The organism is Paraciimarium castrense LEGE 11436 (assembly GCF_056633055.1).
The window spans coordinates 624,519-643,204 of the sequence record NZ_JBSJOW010000001.1; the positions used below are offsets into that span (position 1 = coordinate 624,519).

General features: G+C 68.7%; 21 protein-coding genes, 1 pseudogene and 1 riboswitch. Of the genes and pseudogenes, 18 read left to right on the forward strand and 4 right to left on the reverse strand.

Annotation, left to right across the window (positions count from 1 at the left end):
- Positions 1-687, forward strand: coding sequence for a ligase-associated DNA damage response endonuclease PdeM (pdeM, locus tag ACWJIO_RS03345; RefSeq protein WP_480311367.1), 687 nt, complete (start codon positions 1-3; stop codon positions 685-687).
- Between the two features lie 41 nt (positions 688-728).
- On the opposite strand, the gene ACWJIO_RS03350 is transcribed toward pdeM, so the two are convergent.
- Positions 729-1,169, reverse strand: a complete 441-nt coding sequence (locus ACWJIO_RS03350) for a CBS domain-containing protein (protein WP_186699427.1) — start codon at positions 1,167-1,169, stop codon at positions 729-731.
- Positions 1,170-1,263: 94 nt separating this feature from the next.
- Between ACWJIO_RS03350 and ACWJIO_RS03355 the strand changes: the two genes are divergently transcribed.
- Positions 1,264-1,764 carry a CDP-alcohol phosphatidyltransferase family protein gene (locus ACWJIO_RS03355; protein WP_480311527.1) on the forward strand — a complete coding sequence of 167 codons (501 nt, stop codon included), beginning with the start codon at positions 1,264-1,266 and terminating at the stop codon, positions 1,762-1,764.
- Here ACWJIO_RS03355 and ACWJIO_RS03360 read toward each other — a convergent pair.
- On the reverse strand, positions 1,735-2,682 hold the full coding sequence (locus ACWJIO_RS03360) for an NAD-dependent epimerase/dehydratase family protein (protein WP_480311368.1): 948 nt from the start codon (positions 2,680-2,682) through the stop codon (positions 1,735-1,737). The two genes, ACWJIO_RS03355 and ACWJIO_RS03360, sit on opposite strands and share 30 nt — an antisense overlap.
- Before the next feature lie 77 nt (positions 2,683-2,759).
- Between ACWJIO_RS03360 and ACWJIO_RS03365 the strand changes: the two are divergent.
- From ACWJIO_RS03365 to fumC, 6 genes and pseudogenes are all read left to right on the forward strand, one after another.
- Positions 2,760-2,948: pseudogene (locus tag ACWJIO_RS03365) on the forward strand (TIGR02450 family Trp-rich protein); the annotation flags it as partial.
- A 27-nt stretch (positions 2,949-2,975) separates the two neighbouring features.
- Positions 2,976-3,749 carry a 1-(5-phosphoribosyl)-5-[(5-phosphoribosylamino)methylideneamino]imidazole-4-carboxamide isomerase gene (gene hisA / locus ACWJIO_RS03370; protein WP_480311528.1) on the forward strand — a complete coding sequence of 258 codons (774 nt, stop codon included), beginning with the start codon at positions 2,976-2,978 and terminating at the stop codon, positions 3,747-3,749.
- A 203-nt stretch (positions 3,750-3,952) separates the two neighbouring features.
- The gene (locus ACWJIO_RS03375) at positions 3,953-4,351 is read left to right on the forward strand and encodes a Fur family transcriptional regulator (protein ID WP_480311529.1); all 399 of its coding nucleotides are present in this window, start codon (positions 3,953-3,955) and stop codon (positions 4,349-4,351) included.
- Positions 4,352-4,387: 36 nt separating this feature from the next.
- On the forward strand, positions 4,388-6,055 hold the full coding sequence (locus ACWJIO_RS03380; protein ID WP_480311370.1) for a DUF3685 domain-containing protein: 1,668 nt from the start codon (positions 4,388-4,390) through the stop codon (positions 6,053-6,055).
- A 150-nt stretch (positions 6,056-6,205) separates the two neighbouring features.
- Positions 6,206-6,766: a thylakoid membrane photosystem I accumulation factor gene (locus tag ACWJIO_RS03385; RefSeq protein WP_480311371.1), complete on the forward strand. Its 561-nt coding sequence runs from the start codon at positions 6,206-6,208 to the stop codon at positions 6,764-6,766.
- Complete coding sequence (gene fumC / locus ACWJIO_RS03390) at positions 6,763-8,172, forward strand: class II fumarate hydratase (protein WP_480311372.1); 1,410 nt, start codon at positions 6,763-6,765, stop codon at positions 8,170-8,172. Before ACWJIO_RS03385 ends, fumC begins: the two co-directional genes overlap by 4 nt.
- A 97-nt stretch (positions 8,173-8,269) precedes the next feature.
- On the opposite strand, the gene ACWJIO_RS03395 is transcribed toward fumC, so the two are convergent.
- Positions 8,270-8,599, reverse strand: coding sequence for an RING finger protein (locus ACWJIO_RS03395; protein WP_480311373.1), 330 nt, complete (start codon positions 8,597-8,599; stop codon positions 8,270-8,272).
- Positions 8,600-8,770: 171 nt separating this feature from the next.
- A riboswitch (guanidine-I (ykkC/yxkD leader) is annotated at positions 8,771-8,896 on the forward strand.
- A gap of 26 nt (positions 8,897-8,922) precedes the next feature.
- Between ACWJIO_RS03395 and speB the strand changes: the two genes are divergently transcribed.
- The 6 genes from speB to ACWJIO_RS03425 all read left to right on the forward strand — a co-directional run bounded on the left by speB (position 8,923) and on the right by ACWJIO_RS03425 (position 13,997).
- On the forward strand, positions 8,923-10,125 hold the full coding sequence (speB, locus tag ACWJIO_RS03400) for an agmatinase (protein ID WP_480311375.1): 1,203 nt from the start codon (positions 8,923-8,925) through the stop codon (positions 10,123-10,125).
- A 3-nt stretch (positions 10,126-10,128) separates the two neighbouring features.
- Positions 10,129-10,518, forward strand: a complete 390-nt coding sequence (locus ACWJIO_RS03405; RefSeq protein ID WP_193914660.1) for a hydrogenase maturation nickel metallochaperone HypA/HybF — start codon at positions 10,129-10,131, stop codon at positions 10,516-10,518.
- Between the two features lie 5 nt (positions 10,519-10,523).
- Positions 10,524-11,297 carry a hydrogenase nickel incorporation protein HypB gene (gene hypB / locus ACWJIO_RS03410; protein WP_480311376.1) on the forward strand — a complete coding sequence of 258 codons (774 nt, stop codon included), beginning with the start codon at positions 10,524-10,526 and terminating at the stop codon, positions 11,295-11,297.
- A 125-nt stretch (positions 11,298-11,422) separates the two neighbouring features.
- Positions 11,423-12,448, forward strand: coding sequence for an ABC transporter substrate-binding protein (locus tag ACWJIO_RS03415; protein WP_480311377.1), 1,026 nt, complete (start codon positions 11,423-11,425; stop codon positions 12,446-12,448).
- Positions 12,445-13,218: an ABC transporter permease gene (locus ACWJIO_RS03420; RefSeq protein ID WP_480311378.1), complete on the forward strand. Its 774-nt coding sequence runs from the start codon at positions 12,445-12,447 to the stop codon at positions 13,216-13,218. Before ACWJIO_RS03415 ends, ACWJIO_RS03420 begins: the two co-directional genes overlap by 4 nt.
- 11 nt (positions 13,219-13,229) lie before the next feature.
- Positions 13,230-13,997, forward strand: a complete 768-nt coding sequence (locus ACWJIO_RS03425; protein ID WP_480311380.1) for an ABC transporter ATP-binding protein — start codon at positions 13,230-13,232, stop codon at positions 13,995-13,997.
- Between the two features lie 9 nt (positions 13,998-14,006).
- Here the strand turns inward: ACWJIO_RS03425 and ACWJIO_RS03430 are convergent, their stop codons facing one another.
- A complete protein-coding gene (locus ACWJIO_RS03430; RefSeq protein ID WP_480311382.1) occupies positions 14,007-14,186 on the reverse strand; it encodes a hypothetical protein in 180 nt (59 codons plus the stop codon).
- A 107-nt stretch (positions 14,187-14,293) separates the two neighbouring features.
- Between ACWJIO_RS03430 and ACWJIO_RS03435 the strand changes: the two genes are divergently transcribed.
- The 4 genes from ACWJIO_RS03435 to ACWJIO_RS03450 are packed head-to-tail and all read left to right on the forward strand — an operon-like array spanning position 14,294 to position 18,158.
- On the forward strand, positions 14,294-15,223 hold the full coding sequence (locus tag ACWJIO_RS03435; RefSeq protein ID WP_480311383.1) for a fatty acid desaturase: 930 nt from the start codon (positions 14,294-14,296) through the stop codon (positions 15,221-15,223).
- Complete coding sequence (locus ACWJIO_RS03440) at positions 15,220-16,221, forward strand: alpha/beta fold hydrolase (protein WP_480311384.1); 1,002 nt, start codon at positions 15,220-15,222, stop codon at positions 16,219-16,221. The genes ACWJIO_RS03435 and ACWJIO_RS03440 overlap by 4 nt, the downstream gene beginning before the upstream one ends.
- Complete coding sequence (glnT, locus tag ACWJIO_RS03445; protein ID WP_480311386.1) at positions 16,218-17,534, forward strand: type III glutamate--ammonia ligase; 1,317 nt, start codon at positions 16,218-16,220, stop codon at positions 17,532-17,534. Before ACWJIO_RS03440 ends, glnT begins: the two co-directional genes overlap by 4 nt.
- A 54-nt stretch (positions 17,535-17,588) precedes the next feature.
- Positions 17,589-18,158 carry a hypothetical protein gene (locus tag ACWJIO_RS03450; protein ID WP_480311387.1) on the forward strand — a complete coding sequence of 190 codons (570 nt, stop codon included), beginning with the start codon at positions 17,589-17,591 and terminating at the stop codon, positions 18,156-18,158.
- The last annotated feature ends 528 nt before the right edge of the window (positions 18,159-18,686 follow it).

Here is an 18,686-nt window from a genome sequence, read left to right on the forward strand (position 1 = left end):
ATGCCCCCATCATCCTGTTCTGCGGCCCACAACCCCACGCCGCAGCTTGATGGCAGCACAGTCAGCTTTCACTGGCAGGGCCAGGTCCTTGAGCTCCTGGGCGGCCGCGCCGCCTGGGATCCCCAGCGGCACGTGCTGCTGCTGGCCGACCTGCACCTGGGCAAGGCCGAGAGCTTCCAGGCCCACGGCATCCCCCTGCCCAGCGATGGCGATGCCGCCACCCTGAACGCCCTGCTGGCCCTGGCCCATCCACTGCGGCCCAGCCGGGTGGTGGTGCTGGGCGATCTGATCCACAGCCGCCACGGGCTCACCGCCGAGCTGCGAGCCAAGCTGGCGGCCCTGCCGGAGCTGCTCGGCTGTGGCCTGCAGCTGGTGGGCGGCAACCATGAGCGCGGCAGCTGGATCGATGGCCTGCCTCAGGAACCCTCCCAGGCGCTGGGCCCCTGGTGGCTCAGTCACAGCCCTGAATCCAGCCCCGGCCACCTCAACCTCTGCGGCCACCTGCACCCGGTTGCCCTGGTGGGCCGCGGCGCGGACCGCCTGCGGCTGCCCTGCTTCAGCTACTGCGCCAGCCAGGAGCGCCTGGCCCTGCCGGCCTTCGGCGCCCTCACCGGCGGCCACCCCACGGCCCCGGGCGAACGGCGCTGGCTGGTGGCCGACGGCCAGGTACTCGCCTGGGACGGCTGAACGGGGGGGACAGCAAGACCTGCCCGTTCAAGCCGTACCGCTCAGGCGCCGGCCTGGGCCAGGGCCCGCACCACATCCCCGCGGGTGAGCACGCCCACGGGACGGTGCCCGCCATCCACCACAAACAGCCGCTGGGTGCTGCTCTCGTGCAGCTGGCGGGCCGCCGCCGGCAGGGGCAGCTCGGCCGGGCAGGTGTGGGGGCTGGGGCGCATCACTTCGCCAACGGTGCTGCCCAGCACCTGGTGCACCTGCTTGTCCCACTGCAGGGGATTGCGCAGGTAGATCACGGCATCGAGCAGCATCACGTAGGGGCCGGCATCGAAGCCGCTCTCGCGCACCATCAGGTCCTGTTCGGTGAGCTCGCCCACCAGGGCGCCGCCCCCATCCACCACCGGCAGCCCGCCGATGTGGTGCTCGCTCATCAGCTTCACCGCCTCCTGCAGGGGCGTGTCCACCGCCACGCTCAGAACCGGGCTACTCATCACGGCGGAGACCGACTGTTGGACCATGGGCTGCTGGAGCGGCGTGTCGGCCATTCTGAGCCTGTGGCCGGGAGCCGGGATGAAGGGCAACAGGATGCGACGCCTGGCCGATGGCCTCACCGTGCTGCGGGCCGTGCTGGGGCTCCCCCTGCTGCTGGCCCTGCTGGCGGGCCAGCCCGTGCTGGCCTGGCTGCTGCTGCTGCTGGGGGGGCTGAGCGACTGGGCCGATGGCGTGCTGGCCCGACGCGCCGGCGGCGGCTCGGTGTGGGGTGCCCGCCTCGATCCGCTCACCGACAAGATCCTGATCAGCGCGCCGCTGCTGTGGCTCGGGGCCCGGGGGGTGCTGCCCCTGGCAGCCGTGTGGCTGTTGCTGGCCCGCGAGCTGCTGATTTCCGGCTGGCGGGCCGGCCAGGGCGGCGGCGGCCCCGCCTCCCTGGCCGGCAAGCTCAAGACCGTGCTGCAGTTCAGCAGCCTGCTGCTGCTGCTCTGGCCCTGGCCGGGCCAGGCGCTGCTGGTGCCGCTGGGCTGGTGGCTCTTCTGGCCCTCCCTGCTGCTGGCCCTGAGCTCAGCCTGGGGCTACCTGCGCCGCGGCTGAACCGCTGAGCAGGGCCTCGTCGGCGGAGAAGTCCGGGGTGCCGGGCGCCCGCAGGGCGTAGTCGTGGCTGTAGCTGTCGTTGAGGGTGGCCTCCAGGTCGAAGGCGGGCTCCCAGGCCAGTTCGCGCCGCACCCGGGTGGTGTCGGTGAGGAAGTGGGCCAGCCGCAGCGGGAAGGCCTTGCGGGCCTTCTTGTCCAGGCCGGCGGGATCGAAGCTGCGCACGTCCACGCTGGCGGGATCCTGGCCGCAGGCCCGGGCTGCGGCATCCACCAGCCCCCGGAAGGTCACGCCCTTACTGCCGGTGCAGTTGTAGATGCGGTTGGTGGCGGTCTCCACCTCGATGCAGCGCGCCATGGCGGCCGCCAGGTCCTTCACATGGCCCAGCTGGGTGATGGTGCTGCCGTCGCCCGGCAGGGGCAGGGGCCGGCCATGCAGGATCCGATCGAAAAACCAGCTCTCCACAGGGTTGTAGTTGCCCGGACCCACGATGTAGGTGGGCCGGAAGCTGGTGAAGGGAATCCCCTGCTGGCGCAGCCAGGTTTCGGTCTCCGCCTTGCCGGCGTGGCGGCTGGCCGGATCGGTGGGGGCGTCCTCATCCAGGGGCCAGAGCTCGGAATCGGCATAGACCCCCGCCGAGCTCACATAGACGAAGCGATGGCTGGGGGGGCCGGTGCGCTCCAGCACGGCGCGGGAATCCTCCAGGCTGCGGCCGGAGCTGTCCACGATCACATCGAAGCGCTCGCCGGCCAGCAGCTCCAGGGCCGCGGGGTCGCTGCGATCCCCCACCAGGTGCCGGGGGCCGGCCGGCACCGGGTTGCGGCCACGGGTGAACAGGGTGAGCTCATGGCCGCAGGCCAGCAGCTGCTCCACCAGGGGCTTGCCCACAAAACGGGTTCCGCCCATGACGAGGATCTGCATGGCACTGCTGCGCAACTGGAGCGCCATTCTCCAGGCTCACCCCTCCAGCCCCCCCCCGCTCCGATGCCGTGGAACCGATGCGCCTGAGCCAGGCCTACACCGCCCAGCCCGCTGCGCCGCAGGACACCCGCGGCTATCGCCACTTCGCCCTGGTAGGCCAGCGGGGCAAGGCCGCCGGCCGCGCCGTGGAGCTGGCCGCCGTGCTGGATCCGAGCCTGCGGCTGCTGGTGCCGCTGCAGCAGCTGCGCGACAGGCGGCTCTGGCAGCCTGGCTGGCAACAGCTGCGGCGCCCCATGCAGATCATTCCCGCCATCGACCTGCTGGACGGGCACTGCGTGCGTCTGCACCAGGGGGATTACGACCAGGTGACGCGCTTTTCAGGCGATCCGGTGGCCCAGGCCCTGAGCTGGCAGGCCCAGGGCGCCCAGCGGCTGCATCTGGTGGATCTGGATGGGGCACGCACCGGCACCCCACTCAACGACGCCGTGGTGAAGGCGATCACCGCCGCCCTGACGATCCCGGTGCAGCTGGGGGGCGGCGTGCGCACGGCGGAGCGGGCCGAGGAGCTGCTGGCCTGTGGGCTCGAGCGGGTGATCCTGGGCACGGTGGCCGCCGAAGAGCCGCAGCTGGTGGATGAGCTGGCCCGCCGTCATCCGGGGCGGATCGTGGTGGGAATCGATGCCCGTGACGGCAAGGTGGCCACCCGCGGCTGGCTGGATGGCAGCAGTCTGGAAGCCACGGCACTGGCCAGGCGCTTCAACGGCAGCGGCATCGCGGCGATCATCAGCACCGACATCGCCACCGACGGCACCCTGGCCGGCCCGAACCTGGAGGCCCTGCGGGCCATGGCCGAGGCAAGTGCGGTTCCGGTGATCGCCTCCGGGGGCGTCGGCTGCCTGGAGCACCTGCTCTCACTGCTGAGCCTTGTGCCCCTGGGGGTGGAGGGGGTGATCCTGGGCCGCGCCCTCTACGACGGCCGTGTCGACCTGGCTGAGGCGATGGCCACCGTGGCCGATGGCAGGCTTCAGGACGTGACGACCCCACCGGAAAGCGCGTCGATCGCCTGAGCCTGGCTGACTCAGCCATGGCGCCTTGGCCTGGGCGTACACGGACCACTTGTGGGTTGGCCTATAACAGAGATGCTCCCTTCCAGGTGGTTCGCTTGAGCACGGCGGCCCAGACAGCTCTGACAGGCACGCCGGCCGAGCCTGAGACCAAGGCCCTGCCTGACTGCGCCGAAGCGGTGTACAGACGCTGCAGGGATCTGGGCATGCGGCTGAGCCGCCAACGGCGCATGGTGCTGGATCTGCTCTGGGCCGAGAAAAGCCATCTGAGCGCCCGCGACATCTTCGAAAAGCTCAACGACCTGGGCCGCAACATCGGCCACACCTCCGTCTATCAGAATCTGGAAGCGCTGCAATCGGCAGGGGTGATCGAGTGCCTCGACCGCGCCAGTGGCCGCCTCTACGGCTACCGCAGTGATCCCCACAGCCACATCACCTGCCTCGATTCCGGGGCCATCGAGGATCTCGATGTGGCCCTGCCCGCCGAACTGCTGGAGCAGATCGAGCGGTGCACCGGCTACCGCATCGAGTCGTACACCCTCAACCTCACGGGTCGTCGCCCCAGCGGCAACAGCCCCGATCAGCCTGTGGATCTCCGTGGCTGAGGCCGTTACCTTGGGCCATCACCAGGGCCTGGGTGCGTGACTCCGCAGCTACTGCTGTTCGCTGAACCCCTGGTGGCCGGCGGACTGATCCGCCTCATCCAGGACCATGGCGATGACCTGGTGGTGGTCACCAACGCCGCTGAGCTGGTGGGGGCCCCCCAGCTGCTGATCTGGCGCCCCGCCGCCGCCACCAGCGCCGCCGACCTGCGCCGCGAATGCCTGCTGCTGCGGGAGCGCTGGCGTCCTGCCCCCCTGCTGGTGCTCCTCGCTGCAGGCCATGGCATCGCCGCCTCATCGCTGCTGCAATTGAGCGTTCACGGGCTGCTGGAGGCCCCGGGCAGCGACGAGCTGCTGGAGGCGATCCGCACCCTGCGGGCCGGCGGCCGGGTGCTGCAGCTCCAGGATTCGACGCTCCCAGGCGATGCCGCCAACCCCGCCCGCCCGACCCAGGCCGGCAGCGCAGCAGCCATGGGCAGCGGCTGGGGCACGGGCCTGGGCCAGCGACTCCTGCTCGACGGCCTGGAGCAGATCGATGCCGCCAGCGCCCTCTGCCTGCGGCTGCTGGATCCGCCTCCCCAGGCACCCCTGCAGCGCTGGATGCTGGAGGGAAGGCTGCGGGAGCTCGCCTGTGCCCGCCAGCTGTTGCTGCTGATCTGGGGCCCACTGAGCCTGGCCTGGGGCCTGCCGGAGGAGCCCCGGACACCACCCCTCAGGTCCAGCGGCAACCCCGGCCCGAGCACGAGTCTCACCCTGCAGCAGCGCAACGCCGCCGGCATCTGGCAGGCCGTGCGCCTGCGATTGGAGGCGGCCATCGGCGCTGGCCTCGACAACCGCAGCGGCCAGCTGCTGGCCATCGAGGGGCTCAGTCCGCAGCGCTGCCACGACCTGCTGCTGGCCCTGCTGGACCAGCTCGAGAGCCTGCGCAGCCAGCTTGCCGACGAGCCCGGTGCTGCGAACACGCTGCTGCAGCGCTGGCTGGAACTGCAGCCCCAGCTGCGGGAGCAGGCCTTGCGCAGCATGGCCAGCCCCTACGTGCAACTCCCCCGCCAGGGGACGCTCGAACCGGTGGCCACGGCTCTGGTTCAGACCAGCGATCTGGCGGCCAGCGACCCCGAGCTGCCGGACGCCCAGGCGATGCTGGCCACCCTGGTGCTGGCCCAGCCGCTGCTGGTGGAGGGCCAACTGGTGGCCGCCGATGAGCTCCAGGCCCTGTTGCACCTGGAGCGCCTGGTGGCCAACTGGCTGATGCGCACCGCCGAACTGCTGGCGGCGGAAGTGCTGAGCTGCTGTGGGGCCTGGCCGGAGCTGCGCCGCTACCTGCTCAGGCCCGAGCTGCTCTCCACCCGCAACCTGGAGCGGCTGCGCAACCAGCTCAATGCCCAGCAGCGCTGGAGCGACTGGTTCGAGCGACCGGTGGCCATCTACGAAAGCCGCCGCCAGCTGCTCTGTGTGGAGGCCGGTCGCATCGCCTCCCTCCACCTGGTGGAACCCCGCGACGGGGAACTGCGGCGACTCGGCCCCCTGCAGCAACTGGTGACGCTGGCCCTGGAAAGCCGCGACGCGGTGGCCCCCCAGCTGCGCCAGCTGATCCAGGGGCTCGGCAACCTGGTGGTGGTGCTGCTCACCCAGGTGGTGGGCCGCGCGATCGGGCTGATCGGCAGGGGCATCCTGCAGGGGATGGGCCGGCGGCCCAGCAGCCCCTAGCCCGCGCGCAGGCCGGCACCATCGGCCCTTCACAATGGGCCCATCGCCGGGGCCCCGATGTCAACGATGCAACGCACAGTCACAGGCCGGGATGCCCGCCCGCGAGCGGCCCGGCCAGGCGCTTGGCACCTGAGCGGCGAGCGGTGCTCCTTGCTCAGCACACTGCTGGGCCCTGCCCTGAGCCTGGTCCTGGCCCTGGGGCTGGGTCTTGGCCTCGGCGGTGCTCCCGCCCAGGCGGCCCTCACCACCAACAGCTACGACGGCAACATCTACGCCCTCTATGCCGGCAACGGTTCCCTGGTGCCGCCGCGCACCAGCCTGGCCAAGACCCTGGAGGAGCACAGGCCGGCCCTGGTGGTCTATTACCTCGATGACGACAGCGCCAGCAAGGCCTTCGCGCCGGTGGTGTCTGAGCTGCAGCGGCTCTGGGGCACCAGCATCGAGCTGATCCCCCTGGTCACCGATCCCCTGCAGAACCGTCCCACCACGGGGCCTTCGGATCCGGCCTACTACTGGCATGGCCACACCCCCCAGGTGGTGGTGCTCGATGGCGATGGCCAGGTGCTGCTCGATGAGGAGGGGCAGGTGGGCCTGGATCGGATCAATCCAGCGGTGAGCCTTGCCACCGGCCTGGAGCTTCCAGACAGCTTCAAGAGCAGCGGCACCATGAGCTTCAACGAGCTCAACACCGAGGTGCTGAGCGGGCGATGAGCATCGATGGCCCCGCCACGCGGCTGGAGAGCGACAGCCTCGGCAGCCTCGCCGTGCCGGCCGATCACTACTGGGGCGCCCAGACCCAGCGCTCGATCCACTTCTTCCCCTTCGGACAGGCCATGCCCCTGACCGTGGTGCACGCCTTCGGCCAGCTCAAGGCCGCCTGCGCCGAGGTGAACGCCGCCGAGGGCAAGCTCACGCCTCACCTGGCCGACCTGATCGTGGCGGCGGCAGAGCAGGTGGCCCGGGGCGAGCTCGATGCCGAATTCCCCCTGAAGGTGTGGCAGACGGGCTCCGGCACCCAGACCAACATGAACGTCAACGAGGTGATCGCCAACCGGGCGATCGAAGCCTGTGGCGGGGTGCTGGGCAGCAAGGCACCGGTGCACCCCAACGACCATGTGAATCTCAGCCAGTCGAGCAACGACACCTTCCCGGCTGCCCTGCACGTGGCGGTGGCGCTGCAGCTGGAGCGGGGGCTGATCCCGGCGCTGCAGGCCCTGCAGCAGGAACTGGCTCAGAAGGCGGCGGCCTTCAGCGGCATCGTCAAGATCGGCCGCACCCACCTCCAGGATGCAGTGCCTCTCAGCCTCGGCCAGGAGTTCAGTGGCTATGCGGCCCAGTTGCAGCTGGGGCTTGAGAGCCTGACCGCCAGCTTGCCCCAGGTGAGGCAACTGGCCATCGGCGCCACCGCCGTGGGCACGGGTCTGAACGCTCCGGCGGGCTTTGGGGAAGCCGTGGCCGCCCGGCTCTCGGCCCGGCTCGAGCTGCCGTTCACCAGTGCCCCCAACAAGTTCCAGGCCCTGGCGGGCCATGAGCCCCTCGCCGCCCTGCACGGAGCCCTCACCGTGCTGGCCGGATCCCTGCTGAAGATCGCCAACGACATCCGCTGGCTGGCCAGCGGACCCCGCTGCGGTCTGGGCGAACTGGTGCTGCCTGAGAACGAACCGGGCAGCTCGATCATGCCCGGCAAGGTGAATCCCACCCAGTGCGAGAGCCTCACCATGGTGGCGGTGCAGGTGATGGGCAATAACACCGCCGTGCAGATGGCGGCCAGCCAGGGCAACTTCGAGCTGAACGTGTTCAAGCCCCTGATCGCCCACAACGTGCTGGAGAGCATCGCCCTGATGGAGGGAAGCTGCACCGCCTTCCGCCAGCACTGTCTGGAGGGCCTCCAGGCCGATGAGGCCCGCATCGCCACCCTGCTCGACCAGAGCCTGATGCTGGTCACGGCGCTCACCCCCGTGATCGGCTACGACCGCGCCTGCGCCATCGCCAAACATGCCCATCAACACCAACTCAGCCTCAAGGAGGCAGCCCTGGTGCTGGGGGAACTGAGCGCCGAAGACTTTGATCGCTGGGTGCAACCCGAGCAGATGCTGGGATCAGCTGCGCAGCTTTGAAGCGGGCAGCCTGAGGGTCGCACCGGCCAGCGAAGCTGTTGGGATCCCCGATTGGCATCCTGATCAACTCGAGACGCATCGTGCTGATGCAAGCCAGCTAGTGCCTGGAAACAGAATCATTTCGGCTGAACACATGACCGCAACGAAGACAGGATGAACTAATTTCCCGGCCGAAGGGCATCTGACAGATCGGACAATATCCATTTCTGACGATGGTGACGTAGGCCACAGTTAGCGCAGGGAGGAACAGAAGGAACAGGACGAGCGGATGGCCGAAGAGTGCATCGGATGCCTTCAACGCACGCCAAAGGGCATAGGCCAGAATTCCCAGAATCACCGGCAGGAGTCTGGCGTAGCGGTAGGTCGAATACTTCATGCCTGTCGCAGCGGCAGCGCGTCGATTCTCGTTCCAAACCTGCCAGGCCATGACTCTCCGCTGGGCTCCTGGCGGCAACGGATCCATGAGCCGTTGCCGAAAGCATCGGAACGAGCACCCTCCGAGAACTGGCAGCAAAATTGTCCACCTCGGCGATGATCGCCGGGGCCATGTAACAACCGGTACAACGCCCGCCGCACGCCTGGGAGAGGGTTTGACGGCGGAAGCAGCTTCTAGGGTTCCGGTCCCGTTCAGGTTTGGCCCCAGGGTCAAACCGGCGAGACGTCTGGTCCGAGAGAAGCTCACCGGGGTCACCCGGTTGCACGGAGGGATAAAAGCCCGGGAGACCGCCACCCCCACCTCCGTGTTGTGCCATGACCGCATCGCCAGGCCCTGAAGGGGCCTTTGACCGCCGCACCACAGCGGCTACTGGCCGCCAGGGCGCCGAAGCCCTGGAGAAGGAAGCCCGCCTGCCGCTCACCGGCTGGCAGCAGGAGGTGGACCAGGGCCTGCGCTACGGGCTGGAGGCGGCTGAGAGCATCGTTGATCGGCGCATCTCCACCTTCTCGCGCGGCGAGCTGCCCCACTACGCGGGCATCAACACCTTCATGAAGGCGCCCTACATCGAAGACGTCAACCGCGTCGGCGAATTCGATGTGGCGATCCTGGGGGTGCCCCACGATTCCGGCACCACCTACCGGCCCGGCACCCGCTTCGGCCCCCAGGGCATCCGCCGCATCTCGGCCCTCTACACGCCCTACAACTACGAGATGGGGGTCGACCTGCGCGAGTCGATCCGGCTCTGCGATGTGGGCGACATCTTCACGATTCCCGCCAACAACGAGAAGAGCTTCGATCAGATCTCCAAGGGCGTGGCGCATGTGTTCGCCAGCGGCGCCTTCCCGATCATCCTCGGCGGCGATCACTCGATCGGCTTTCCCACCGTGCGTGGGGTGTGCCGCCACCTGGGCGACAAGAAGGTGGGCATCATCCACTTCGATCGCCACGTCGACACCCAGGAGATCGACCTCGACGAACGCATGCACACCTGTCCGTGGTTCCACGCCACGAACATGGCCAACGCCCCGGCCGAAAACCTGGTGCAGCTGGGCATCGGCGGCTGGCAGGTGCCGCGCGAAGGGGTGAAGGTGTGCCGCGAGCGGGGCACCAACGTGCTCACCGTCACCGATATCTGCGACATGGGCCTGGAGGCGGCCGCCCAGTACGCGATCGAGCGCGCCACCGATGGCACCGACTGCGTCTACATCTCCTTCGACATCGACTGCATCGACGCCGGTTTCGTGCCCGGCACCGGCTGGCCCGAACCCGGCGGCCTGCTGCCCCGCGAAGCGCTGAAGCTGCTGGAGCTGATCGTGCGCAACGTGCCGGTCTGCGGCCTGGAGCTGGTGGAGGTGTCGCCCCCCTACGACATCAGCGACATGACCTCCCTGATGGCCACCCGGGTGATCTGCGACACCATGGCCCACCTGGTGGTGAGCGGCCAGCTGCCGCGCAAACAGAAGCCGGCCTGGCTGCATGAGGTCTGCAACATGCAGGTCGATCAGAAGTGGAGGTGAGTCATGCATGAAGTCGACATGACCCGCTGCCTGCTGCTCTCGATGGAGGAGTGGAAGCGGGGCCACGCTCCGGCCACACCGAAGGTGACCACCGTGCACCTGCTGGTGGGCAGCTTCACCTGCGTGGAGCCCGAGCAGCTGGTGACCACCTGGCAGGTGGCCGTGCAGTCCAGCTGGCTGGCCGGAGCCCGGCTGGCGATCGAATCGGTGCCCCTGCTGGGCCGTTGTGTGCTCTGCAACGGCACCTACGCGCCCAGTTCCGAGCAGGGCTACCGCTCCCCCTGCTGCCAGCACCCGATGGAGGAGATCGTGCAGGGCCGGGAGCTGAAGATCCGCTCGATTGATTACAGCCTCTCTGGCCAATCCTCGTCCCACCTCGCCCCCTGCCGCTGATCGCCATGCACATGCCCCTGGAAGACACCCTCGGCCTCAACCTGCTGGCCGCCAATGACCATCAGGCCGCCCACAACCGCGAGCACTTCGACGCCTGGCAGCTGCTCTGCCTGAACGTGATGAGCAGCCCCGGCGCCGGCAAGACCTCCCTGCTGGAGCGCTCCCTGGCCCAGCTGGCCGGCACCTACGCCATGGCGGTGCTGGAGGGCGACATGACCACCCAGCTCGATGCCGAGCGGCTGCAGGCCGTGGGGGTGCCGGTGGTGCCGATCACCACCGGCCGCGCCTGCCACCTGGATGCGGCGATGGTGCGTGGCGGCCTCCGGCTGCTGGGCCAGCGCCTCGATCCCGCCGGCCTCGATCTGCTCTGGGTGGAGAACGTGGGCAACCTGGTGTGCCCCGCCGAATTCGCCATCGGCGAGCACCGCAAGGTGGCCCTGCTCAGCGTCACCGAAGGGGAGGACAAGCCGCTCAAGTACCCGGTGATGTTCCGGGAGGCCGACTGCGTGCTGATCACCAAGACCGACCTGCTGCCCCACCTGCCGGTGGACGTGGAGCGGATCGAAGCCCACATCCGTCAGGTGAACCCCCGCTGCGCCGTGATCCGGGTGTCGGCCACCGATGGGGAAGGCCTGGACGCCTGGCACGCCTGGCTGGAGCAGCAGCGGCAACAGCTGGGTGCGGCACGCAGGGCAGACGCTGCCAAGGCCGCTGGCCCTGCCTCGGCCCAGGCCGCTGCCCCGGCTATGGCCGAAGTGCCGGCGCTGGTGAGTCCATGAGCTCCCGAACTTCCCAGTCCTGGGCCCAGCCCGCCCCACCTAGGGCGTCGCCTCGGTGATCCAAGCCTTCGTCAACGTCCAGGGCCCCTTGCCCCGCCTCCAGCACCCATTCCGCTTCCAACCCCATGACCACCCCCAACCCCACGCGCCGCTTCCGCCGCTCCCGCACCCGCTTGCTGGCCACCCTGCTCCTGCTCGGCCTGGGCGCCGGTGCCCTCACCGCCTGCGGTGGCCAGGGCGGCGGCGGCTCCGATGCGCCGGTGCGGATCGGCTACAGCGCCTGGCCCGGCTGGATCCCCTGGAAAGTCACCGAGGAGAAGGGCCTGTTCGGGCTGCCGGTGACGCTGCAGTGGTTTGACGGCTACCTCGATTCGATCAACGCCCTCAACGCCGGCCAGCTCGACTGCAACAGTCAGACCCTCGGCGACACGATCAGCTCGATCGCCGGCGGCGCCGAACTGCAGGTGGTGCTCACCAACGACAACTCCACCGGCAACGACCAGATCATCGTGGCGGAAGGGATCACCAGCCTTGCCGATCTGAAGGGCAAGAAGGTGGCCGCCGAAGAGGGCACGGTGGATCACTACCTGCTGCTGCTGGGCCTGGAGCAGGCCGGCCTCAGCGCTGACGACATCACCTTCGTGCCGCTGGAAACCGGCGCGGCGGCGGCCGCCTTCGTGGCCGGCCAGGTGGATGCGGTGGGCGTGTTCGCTCCCTTCACCACCCAGGCCCTGAAGCGCGCCGGCAGCAGCACCCTTTTCTCCTCGGCCGACTTCCCCGGCGCCATCAGCGATCACCTGGTGTGTCGCACCGAGTTTGTGGCCAACAACCCTGAAAAGGTGCAGAAGGTGGTGGATGCCTGGTTCGCCACCCTGGCTGAAATCAAGGCCAACCCCGGGCCCTCCCTGGCCATCCTCAGTGCCCGGGCAGGAGTGAGTGAGGCGGAGTACACGGAGTACGACGCCGGCACCACGATCTTCAGCCTGGAGGACAACCTCAAGGCGCTGCAACCGGGCACCACCATGGCCTCCCTGCCCTTCGCGGCGGAGCAGATCAGCACGTTCCTGCAGGACGTGGGGCTGGCCACGAGCCCTCCCAACCTGGATGGCCTGTTCGCGGCGCAGTTCGTGGAAGCCGCGAAGACTCCATGAACCGGGCTCGCCTGCAGAGTCTGGCCCTGCACCCCTGGGTGCTGGGGCTGGTGGGGATCCTGGCCGTGGTGGCCATCTGGAGCGCCGTGACAGCGGCTGCTGTGGTGGATCCCCTGTTTCTGCCCAGCCCCTCGGCCGTGCTGGCCGCCGGCAGCAGCCAGGCCCGGGAGGGGTTGCTCTGGGCCGACCTGCTGGCCAGTGTGGGACGGGTGTTCGCCGGTTTCGGCTTGTCGGCGCTGGTCGCCCTGCCCCTGGGGATCGCCATGGGCACCAGCACCTTGATCAACCGGCTGCTGGAGCCGCTGATGGGCCTGATCCGCTACATGCCGGCTCCGGCCTTCATCCCCCTGTTGATCATCTACTTCGGGCTGGGTGAACTGCCCAAGATTCTGCTGATCTTCATCGGCACCCTCTTTTTCAACACCCTGATGATCATGGATGCGGTGAAGTTCGTTCCCAACGAACTGATCGAAACAGCCCGCACCCTGGGCGGCCGCTCCTCCCAGGTGCTGCTGCGGGTGATCACCCCCTGCATCGCCCCCCAGGTGCTGGATGCCTACCGGATCAACATGGCGGCTGCCTGGAACCTGGTGATCGTGGCGGAACTCGTGGCCGCCAACGAAGGCCTGGGCAAACGCATCAGCCTGGCCCAGCGCTTTCTGCGCACCGATCAGATCTTTCTCGGCCTGATTGTGATCGGGCTGATCGGGCTGCTGATCGATCTGGGCTTCCGCTTCACGATGCGGCGAGCCTGCTCCTGGGCCAACTGACCACCGAACCGATGCAGCTCGTTGTCGATCAGGTGTCCAAGGTTTTCGGGGTAGGCCGCAACGCCAGTTGCGTGCTCAGTGAAATCAGCTTCAACGTCAACAGCGGCGAATTCGTGGCCCTGGTGGGCAGCTCGGGTTGCGGGAAATCCACCTTGATGCGCCTGGTGGCGGGCCTGGATCGCCCCAGCGCTGGGGTGGTCACGGTGGACGGCCAGCCCGTGCGCGGCCCTGGTTCCGACCGCGGCATGGTGTTCCAGAAGTACAGCCTCTACCCCTGGCTCACGGCCGCCCAGAACGTGGCCTTCGGCATGGAACTGCAGGGCCTCAGCAGACCGGAGATCCGCGAGCGCACGGGCTATTTCCTGGAGGTGGTGGGCCTGGCCGATGCGGCCCGGCGGCGACCCCGCGAACTCTCGGGGGGCATGCAGCAGCGCGTCGCCATCGCCCGCGCCCTGGCCGCCCAGCCCAAGATCCTGCTGCTGGATGAGCCCTTCGGCGCCCTCGACCTGCAGATCCGGGAGTCGATGCAGGAGTTTCTGCACGGGCTGTGGCAACGCACGGGCCTCTCGGCGCTGCTGATCACCCACGACCTTGAGGAAGCGCTGCTGCTGGCCCAGCGGGTTCACATCATGGCGCCCAGGCCGGGGCGGATCGTGCGCAGTGTCCAGGTGGATCTGGACCACGGCAACATGGCCCACCTGCGAGTGTCGCCACCCTTCCTGGCCCTGCGTGAGGAGTTGGCCACCTGTCTGCGCGGGATGGAACCTGCCCTGGCCTGAGCCCTCGCCTCAGGCGGGGTCAGTGAACTCCCCCGGAAGAATGTTCAGGTAAACGGCTTCCTTGAACAGTCCCTGCTTGGCGAGCGGATCCTGCCGACTCTGGGCGGCTGCGTAGCGGTGGCGCAGCGACTCCACGAGGGTCTGACGCCGCGGTTCCTGAGACTGGAGGGCTTGGTCTGGGCTGGCCATGACGGTAACGACCACTACATTTCCTTACCTGACTTTAGGGCTGTGGACGTCGCTGCCGTCGCATTGCCTACCGCAGTGGCAGCAGGCCAACTGCTGGACTAGCTCCTATGGCATCCACGTCCGCCGCTCTGATCGACCGCCAGGCTCTCAGCGAGCTCAACAGCCTGCGGCAGGGGCCGGCCTGGCTGAGGCTCAGCACCCACCTGCTCCTCGTGGTGATGGCGGGATGGCTCTGGCGCCAGCCCGATCTGGCGCTGCCCTGGCGGGCCACCGCTCTGCTGCTCAGCGGCATCGCCCTGGCCACCTGTTTTGCCCCCCTGCACGAGTGCTGCCACCGCACCGCCTTCCGCAGCCGGGCCACCAACGATGCCGTGGCCTGGCTGGCGGGGGTGCTGAGCTTCTACAACGCCACCTTCTACCGGCGCTACCACCAGTGGCACCATCGCTTCACCCACCAGCCCGGCCGCGACCCGGAACTCGAGGATCCGGCGCCCACCTCCTGGCCCGGCTACCTGCTTGAACTGAGCGGCTGGAACTGGTGGAGCGGCAAGCTGCGCGGCCATGCCCGTCTGCTCTGGGGCGACCTCAGCGCCCTGCCCTACCTGAATCCTGAGGTGATCCCCCAGGTGCGTCGTTCAGCCCGGCTGCAGGCCCTCGTCTATGCCCTGGTGCTGGCCGTCTCCTGCGTGGGAGTGAACGGCTTTCTGTTCTGGAGCTGGCTGCTGCCCCTGGCGGTGGGGCAACCCTTCCTGCGCTTTGTGCTGCTGGCCGAGCACAGCGGCTGCAGCTTCAGCGACGACGGCACCGCGAACACCCGCACCACCTTGACCCTGGCGCCGCTCCGCTGGTTGATGTGGAACATGCCGTTTCACGCCGAACACCACCTCTACCCCTCCCTGCCCTTTCACGCTCTGCCCCAGGCCCACGCCCTGATCGCCCCCCAGCTGCGCCACCTCGACCACGGCTACCTGCGGGTGCATCGCCAACTGCTGGCCGACCTGCCCTCCCTGGCCATCCCCGCACCTGGGCGAGCGTGACGCCGCCGAGCCGGCATCACCAGCTGGGCACCTGGCCCCTGGCCTGCGGCCGGGTGATCCCCAAGGCCCGGATCAGCTACCTGCAGCTGGGCGAGCTGAACGGCGCCCGCTCCAACCTGATCCTGGTGCCCAGCGCCTACGGCGCCCGGGTGGAGGATCTGGCCTGGCTGGCGGGGCCGGTGCTCGACCCCGAGCAGTGGTGCATCGTGATCGCCGGCCAGTTCGGCAACGGCGGCTCCAGCAGTCCCAGCCACGGCGCCATGGGCCTGGCCGAAACGGGCTGGGTGGTGCATCACAGCGACAACGTGGTCGCCCAGCGCCGGCTGCTGGCCGAGGTGTTCGGCGTGGAGCGGCCGGCCCTGATCTACGGCTGGTCGATGGGGGCTCAACAGGCTTACCAATGGGCGGTGCAGCATCCCGAACAGGTGGAGCGGATCTGCTGCATCGCCGGCACGGCGCGCACTTCCCCCCACAACCGTCTGTTCTGTCTCAGCCTGCGGCAGGCCCTCACCGCCGACCGCCACTGGAATGGCAGCGGTTTTGATGCCGTGCCCGAGCAGGGGCTGCGCACCTTTGCCCTGATCTACGCCAGCTGGGCCGCCAGCCAGCCCTTCTTCCGCACGGTGAACGGCTCGATCGAGGCCCATGTGGAGCAGCAGTGGCTGCCCCACTACCGCCGCCATGACCCCCGCGACCTGATCGCCATGCTGGACACCTGGCTCGCCCATGACGTGGCCGGCGGCGGCGATCTGGCCGCTGCCCTCGGCCGCATCACAGCCCGAACCGCCGTGGTGGCCTGCAGCCACGACCTCTACTTCCCCCCCACCGACCTGGCCGCAGACGCATGCGCCATCCCCGGCGCCTGCCTGCACACGGTCCACTCCGAACTCGGCCACCGCGCCGGCAATCCCCACAGCAGCACGGCGGAGCAGCTGCAGCTGCGCCACATCACCAGGGAGCTGCTGCGGCTCCCCACACCCCATCTCGCCAGCCGATGACCCCCCTCGCCCAACGGCTCCAGGAGCTCGAGCTCTCCTTCCTGCTGATCTCCTTCACCGACCTGTTCGGCATCCAAAGGGCCAAGCTGGTGCCCGCCTCCGCCGCCGAGGCGATGGGCCGGGACGGCGCCGGCTTTGCCGGCTTCGCGGCCTGGCTGGATCTCTCCCCCGCCGACGGGGACGTGATGGCGATCCCCGATTGCACCAGCCTCACCCCCCTGCCCTGGCAGCCGGGCGTGGGCTGGGTGGCGGCGGAGCTGGTGCTGGGCGGTGAGCCGATGGCCCAGTGCCCGCGCCGCCTGCTGCGGCTCCAGCAGGAGCGGGCGCTGCAGCTGGGCTTCGAGCTGCGCAGTGGCGTGGAGGCCGAGTTCTTCCTGCTGGGCGCCGATGGCAGCAGCATCGCCGATGCCGCCGACCACCAGGAGAAACCCTGCTACGACCAGCTGGCCCTGATGCGCCGCTACGGGCTGATCGGACCGCTGCTGGAGGCCATGGAGCAGCTGGGCTGGGGGCCCTACCAGGCCGATCACGAGGATGCCAACGGCCAGTTCGAGCTGAACTGGACCTTCGCCGACGCCCTCACCACCGCCGACCGCCACGCCTTCTTCAAGGTGATGGTGAAGACGCTGGCGGAGCAGCAGGGCTTCAAGGCCAGCTTCATGGCCAAACCCTTCGCCGAGCGCACCGGCAACGGCTGCCACACCCATCTCTCTCTCTGGGGTGCACCCGGCTACAGCGCCGCTGGCGTCAATCTCTTTCACGATCCCGCCGGCGAACTGGGCCTCTCGCCCCTGGCCTATCAGTTTCTGGCCGGTCTGCTGGAGCACGCGCCAGCCCTCTGCGCCCTCACCAATCCCACGGTGAACAGTTACCGGCGGCTGGCGGCGCCGCCCACCACCTCGGGGGCCACCTGGAGTCCAGCGGGCATCAGCTACAGCGGCAACAACCGCACCCACCTGCTGCGCATCCCCGACGACCAGCGCCTGGAGCTGCGGCTGCCCGATGGCTCAGCCCATCCCTATCTGCTGCAGGCCGCCGTCCTGGCGGCGGGCCTGGACGGGATCGAGCGAGGGCTCGAGCCCGGCCCTCGCCATGACAACGACAATTACGCCGCCCCGCTGGGACCGGAGGTGTGCCCCCGGCTGCCGGCCGATCTGGGTGAGGCTCTCGATGCCTTCGACGATGACACGCGCCTTCGCCAGGCCCTTGGGGAGAGGTTCTGCCGGGCCTACGGTCGGCTGCGCCGACGCCAATGGCAACGCGAGCGGGGCGACATCAGCGATGCTGAGCGTTTGGCCTGCCTGGATTGCTGAGGGCTCAACCGGCTTGCTGTTGGAGGTCGCCGCTGCAACGACGGCTGGGAGCTGATGCGCGAGCTGGGATTACCCCGCCGCGGCACGGACGGGGAGCCGATCAGGGCTTTCTACGCCCTGCTGCTGGATAGGCCAGCGGTCCAGCTCTGGCTGCTGAGTGATCTGCCGCAGGGCTCGGTGGGAATCTGGAGCGGGCTGGAGGCGGCCTTGGCCGGCACGGCCCCGTTGACGCCGGTGAGGATGGCGAGGGGGATGGTGCGGTTGGAAGGAGAGCTGTGGGTGGCCAGCGAGGGCCGCCGTCTGTGCGCATTGCCAGCTCGGCGGCTGCGCTGGAGCTGGCGAGCTGATCAGAATCCCCTGCTCGACTCTCCCGAGGCCCGCGAGCAGGGCGCGCTGATTCTGCTGAAAAACGACAATCTCAATCCACTGCAGGCCAACCGGCTGGTCCAGCTGGCGCCACAGCGCCCACAGCCCTGGGCCACGCCGAGCTCCAGGCCCGCCGCACTGGGGCTGATCGGGCCACCATCGCAGATGGTGGTCCACGATCTCTGGCCGCTGCGCTGGGCCATCGGCGTGCTGCTGATCACGGCCGCCTTGCCGGCGGTCGCGCAGGCCCCGTCCTGACGACGATTGACCGAATCACTCCTGAAGCAGTTGAGGAGTTTCCGCAATCCATGCGCGGGCAGTGCAACAGCGCTGCGCGCTGAAGGCCAACGTTTCAACCCCGAGGCAAGCGGTGTTGACCTCAAGGCCAGTGGCTAGGAGCTGGAGCGCCGTCCGGGCCACACTCAATCATGGGAGAGTGAACCAGAGTCACGTCCCTCATCCAGCGCTGGGCCAGCATGGTTGTCGACAGGGCCAGGACGGAATGTTCAAGGTTCCCTGCACCAGCGAACCTCACCGCATCCAAGTCACCCAGTGCGAAACCAGTTCAACGTGACCGTGGGGGCGGTCACGACTTCTAGGCAACCGCTGCAATGGAGCATCTATCGCATCCACACACCAGGACAACAAAGGGGATGGCAACCGGCGATAGCCTGGGAATGCAGATCAGCCAGAGCGACACACCATGCCCATCGAGCCAGCCCTGCCAATAGTCAGCTGACCAGCCTGCAGAAAAAATGCAGCTGCCTCAGCCCGTGGGCGAAGTGG